At 69.4% G+C, this 4,851-nt stretch carries 1 protein-coding gene and 3 pseudogenes; 1 reads left to right on the top strand and 3 read right to left on the bottom strand.

Annotation, left to right across the window (positions count from 1 at the left end; genetic code table 11):
• The 3 genes and pseudogenes from B9S61_RS15810 to B9S61_RS15800 form a co-directional block, all read right to left on the bottom strand.
• A pseudogene (locus tag B9S61_RS15810) lies at window positions 1-836 on the bottom strand (transposase); the annotation flags it as partial.
• A gap of 163 nt (window positions 837-999) precedes the next feature.
• A pseudogene (locus tag B9S61_RS15805) lies at window positions 1,000-2,287 on the bottom strand (BTAD domain-containing putative transcriptional regulator); the annotation flags it as partial.
• Window positions 2,288-2,633: 346 nt separating this feature from the next.
• The gene (locus B9S61_RS15800; RefSeq protein ID WP_103542836.1) at window positions 2,634-3,530 is read right to left on the bottom strand and encodes a glycosyltransferase family 2 protein; all 897 of its coding nucleotides are present in this window, start codon (window positions 3,528-3,530) and stop codon (window positions 2,634-2,636) included.
• Between the two features lie 866 nt (window positions 3,531-4,396).
• Here B9S61_RS15800 and B9S61_RS15790 point away from each other — a divergent pair.
• Window positions 4,397-4,851: pseudogene (locus B9S61_RS15790) on the top strand (IS5/IS1182 family transposase); the annotation flags it as partial.

The raw sequence follows: 4,851 nt of genomic DNA, 5'->3' as shown, positions 1-4,851 counted from the left end.
CAGGACCAGACACGGACCGGGATCCCGTCCCGCGTGACGGCCATCCCGATCACGATCTGCGGAAGGTCGTCGCGGGAGTCCTTCGACTTCCCGGACGTGCGGAACCCGGCCTGATCAGGGGCGTCGCCACTGTCGTCCGCGTCGGCGGGAGTGTCGTCTGCGGCGGGCAGGAGGCGGCCCTTGTCGTCGCGGGCGACGAGCTCGTCGGCCTCCTCCAGTTCGAAGTAGGTGCTGGTGGTGTCGAAGAACAGCAGGTCGACCTCGAGGTTGAGAAGGTTCGCGACCTCGTCGAACACCCGCTTCTCCAGGTCGTCCTGGACTTCGTGGAGCCAGTCCATCGCCCGGTAGCAGGCGTCGTCGTCGCAGGCCGGCAGGCCGTCGACATGCACGTCGTTGGTGACCCAGTCCGCGGCGGCCAGCTTCGACGACGGGGCCAGGGCCCGGTTCGCGACCATGGAGAACAGCACCCGCTCGGTCACCGACATGTCCCGGCGTCTGCCCCGCTTGGGCTGCCCGACCTGCCCGACCTGCCCGACGATCTTGTCGATCTTCAGTCGCCGCCACAGATGATCGAGGACGTAGGTGCCGCCGAACGGGACCGAGGAGACGAACTCCAGGTCACCCGCCGCGGTCGACGCCAGTGCTTCGCCCGGTTCCAGCAGCCGTGATAGAGAGGCGACCAGGCGTTTCACCGCGTCCCGGTCGAGGTCGTCCGCACGGCCGAACGTGAACAGGACCTTCGGGACCGCCCGGCCCTTCACCGGATCCCACTCATTGTGGGCCAGGTGCAGGTACCGGACCGTGCCGGACTTGTTCTCCCGCTTCGTCGTCTTCACATACACGACTCCAGACCCTACGGAGCAACTCCAGGTCAGCGCAGGTGAATCCGCAAAATCGCGTCTCTAGGCGAATCTGGCCGCGTCACCAGCCTCCAACCCGCTGACCTGCACCTTCAGCCTGGCAGGTACTCCAGAACCCCTGAATTGCGCGGAACGCAGGCAGGAGGGTACGGGTCGGCGCGAGCAGGGAGCGCAGCAACGCGGCGGCCGTGTCCGGGTGTTCAGGGATCGCACAGGGCCGGGTGCCCAGGTCGCGCAGGAGCGCGGTGAGCGCTTGGGCGGGGGTGAGAGGGGTCATGCCGGGGGTCGCGCCGCGCAGGTTGACGTAGAGCTGACCGCTGCTGAAACGTTCCGTCAGGGTATGCGCGGTCTGGAGGGCGAGGGCGCTCTTGCCGACACCGGCGGTACCGCTGATGACGGCGACGGCGGTGGCCCCGGTCAGCCGCTCAGGGCGGCCGAGCACACGGATCAGCTCACCGTGCTCACCGTCCCGGCCGGTGAAGTGAGCCGGCACCGGGGGCAGTTGCGCGGGACGGGGAAGGCCACTGCCGTTGCGGGCACCACCGGACGGGCCGTCATCGTGGCCGTCTCCGCATGCGTGACCTTCCTGACCGGAATCATGGTGACCGGGCCCGTGACCACGACCACCTTCTCCCCCGAAGCACCTCCACATGAGCCTCGCGCACCTCCGGCCCCGGCTCGACGCCGAGTTGGTCCACCAGCCGGGCACGCAGGTCACGGTGGACCACCAGCGCCTCCGCCTGCCGGCCGGTGCGGTGCGGTGCGGTGCGGTGCAGGGCGAGCATCAGTTGCCGGTGGTACGCCTCCCGCAGCGGATGCTCGGCGGCCAGCGCCGACAGCTCGGGCACGAGATCGGCGGGGTGTCCGGCACCAAGGGCGAGTTCGGCGTCGTACCGCCACTCCAGGAGCAGCAGCCGCGCCTCACGCAGCCGTCGCACCAGGGCGTACCCGCCCACTTCCGGGGGCAGCCCGGCCAGGGGGGTCCCCCGCCACAGCGCCAGCGCGTCCCCGCACGCGCGCGCCACCCGTTCCCAGTCCCGCGCGGCGTGCGCGGCGCGGGCGGCGGCGGTGTGCGCGTCGAAGAGCTGCACGTCCGTCTCGCCCTCGTCGACGCGGAGCAGATACCCGGTGGGCACGGTGAGCAGCCGGCCGGGGTCGTCGAGCAGCCGTCGCAGCCGGGCCACGTGATTGTGCAGGGAGGGGAGCGCGGAGACGGGCGGCGCCCCGCCCCACATGGCGTCCTTCAACGCCTCGATCGAGACGACACGTCCGGCGTCGAGCAGCAACGCGGTCAGCAGGACGCGGAGTTTGGGGCTTCCGATCACCTGGACCGAGCGGGGGACGTCATCTCCGGCTCCGACGGCGGCACCGTCGCCGTACAGGACCGGCGTCCCCAGCAGTCCGAAGCGCAGCCTGTGCCGTGTCACGCCGCACCACTGCCTTCCGGCTGACTCAACGCGGAAACATGGGCCATATGTTAGCGATCCGTTGGCAAAGTCTGATGTCATCACTACATCGGATCCGGCCCGGGGGTGCGCGCGTAGAACGCGCAGCTCGGGGGAGTGTCGCCGCCGCGGCCCGGTCCGGACACGAGGGTTCCGGTCGACAGAGGTGAACGACCGGGCCCTCGTCCTTCTGTTCGACAGCCGGCGCCCGGACAACGGGCGCCTCGGGCTCCCGGCACCTCGGACGACCGGACCGGCACCTCGGATGACCGGCACCTCGGATGATGGAGCGCCTCCGATGACGGGGCGCCCCGGACGGCGGAGCGCCTCAGATGACGGGCGGCCGTCCGAGCCGGGTGAGCCGCCACACCGTCCGCCAGCGCATGGCCCGCCGCTCGCCGGCCGGCTCCCGCAGACCCTCCACGAACCCGCCCAGCCAGGCGCGCAGCCCGGAGGCCGACCGGTTCCGCAGCAGGGTGAGCAGCACCCACACCCCGAGATGAACGGGTACGAGCACGAGCGGCAGTCGCCGCCGGGCCAGCCACACCCGGTTGCGGGCGTTGACCCGGAAGTAGATGGCGTGCCGGGCGGGCGAGGTCCTCGGGTGCTGGAGCAGCAGTTCGGGCGCGTAGAGAATGCGCCACCCGGCGTCGACGGCACGCCAGGCCAGGTCGGTCTCCTCGTGCGCGAAGAAGAACGCGCCGGGCCAGTCGCCGGTCTCGTCCAGCATCGTCATCCGCAGCGCGTGCCCGCCCCCGAGGAACCCGGTGACGTACCCGCCCTTCATCGGATCGGCCTTCCCGAGCCGCGGCACGTGCCGCTGCTGGGTCTCCCCCAGCTCGTCCGCGATCCGGAACCCGACGATCCCGAGCCGGTCGTCGGCGGCGTACAGGTCCCGCACGCGCCGCAGTACATCGGCGTCGACGAGCAGGCCGTCGTCGTCCAGTTCGACGACGACATCGACGTCCCCGAACTCCCGCAGCCGCTCGATCCCCACGTTCCGCCCGCCGGGGCAACCGAGGTTCTCCTCCAGCTCGACGGTGGTGACCTCGCCGGGCAGCGACAGCCGCTGGGCGAACAACTCGGGCAGCGGACAGCCGTTGCCCACGATCACGATCCGCGCGGGCGGCACGTCCTGCTTGGCGACGGACTCCAGCAGCGCGTCCACCTCGGCCGGCCGGTTCCCCATGGTCACGACGGCGACGGCGATCCTCGGCGTCTCGATGTCCCTCACCTCAACTCAACTGACGGCTCCGCTGACGGGCGATGCTAACCGTTCACGGTAAGGACGCCTCAATGACACCCATCGTCGAAGGACCCGACAGGCCCGCCGGACACACCCTTATATACGGAAGTCGGGGCAAGGCGTTCACCGGCGCGGTCCACGGCCACGGCCGAGGCCCGCTGCGGGATGCCGCCTCGGTCATGGACCGGGTCCGCACAGCTACATGGCGCCGCTGCGGTGGCAGGCTCGCCGAGATCACGCGTGCGGGACGACAGCCCTCACGCGCAGACCCTCGCCAAGCTGCCCGCTATTCGGCAGATGAGAGCGCGGCACATCATCAGGCCGCCATAAACGTTTCTCCTGTCAGCCGACCGTTCTTTGATCACACATGCCGGTGAACAAGAGGAAATTCTGTAACTGGCCGCTACGGGAAATGGTTGTCCAGGTACTCGTCACGAGATCGCCTGAAATGGACCACTTTGCCCATACAGTACGCTGCGCGCTTCATCACGGCCCTGACCGCCGCAGGAGCACTCGTCCTCACTACGCCGACCGGCGCGCAAGCCGGCGCCATTGGATCAACTCCCGTGCAGACCTTCGAGTACACCGTGGGAGGCGTGACGATGAAGGTCCCGACGGGCTGCATGTTCACGCACATCGTCAGGGGGAGCGGCAGAAAAATCACCTACCAGAACGCGGGAGTCGACTGCGCCTTTGTCGGAGCAATGAAGTCTTCTCAGCAACGTGACGGTTGCGGTGTGTGATGATGCCGGACGGCGGGATGGTGACTCGGTGTCAGACATGAGTGAAGCCCCTGGTAGGAACGGGTCTGCGAAGATCACGTTCCGTACAACCAGAGGCTCCACGTGGCGTCCATTATCACCTACACCGCCGTGCTCGATGTCCGCAGGGCGACCGCCGAGCATCTCGCGAAGCTGCTGCGCGGGCACCGCGAGCAGCTCGGGACCCGCAAGGGCACTCGCGCGCTGGGCGTCTTCAAACAGGCGGTACTCGTGCTGCGCTGGTTCGTCGACGGTACCCGGCTGGTCCAACTCGCCCGGGACAACGGCATCTCGGTACCGACCGCCTACCGCTACCTGCACGAAGGGCTGACGGTGCTCGCCGGCCACGCGCCCGATCTGTCCAGCGCGCTGGAGAGGGCGGCGGCGGCCGGGTACACCCACCTCAATCTGGACGGCACGGTCATCCGCACCGACCGCGTGGCTGCCGCCGGCCCCAACGGCGCGGACCTGTGGTGGTCGGGCAAGCACAAGCACCACGGAGGAAACGTGCAGGTCATCGCCGCCCCGGACGGCTGGCC

The sequence above is a fragment of the Streptomyces sp. SM1 genome, assembly GCF_002910825.1.
In the GTDB taxonomy this organism is placed as follows: domain Bacteria; phylum Actinomycetota; class Actinomycetes; order Streptomycetales; family Streptomycetaceae; genus Streptomyces; species Streptomyces okerensis.
This window is presented reverse-complemented; position numbering and strand designations above follow the sequence as displayed.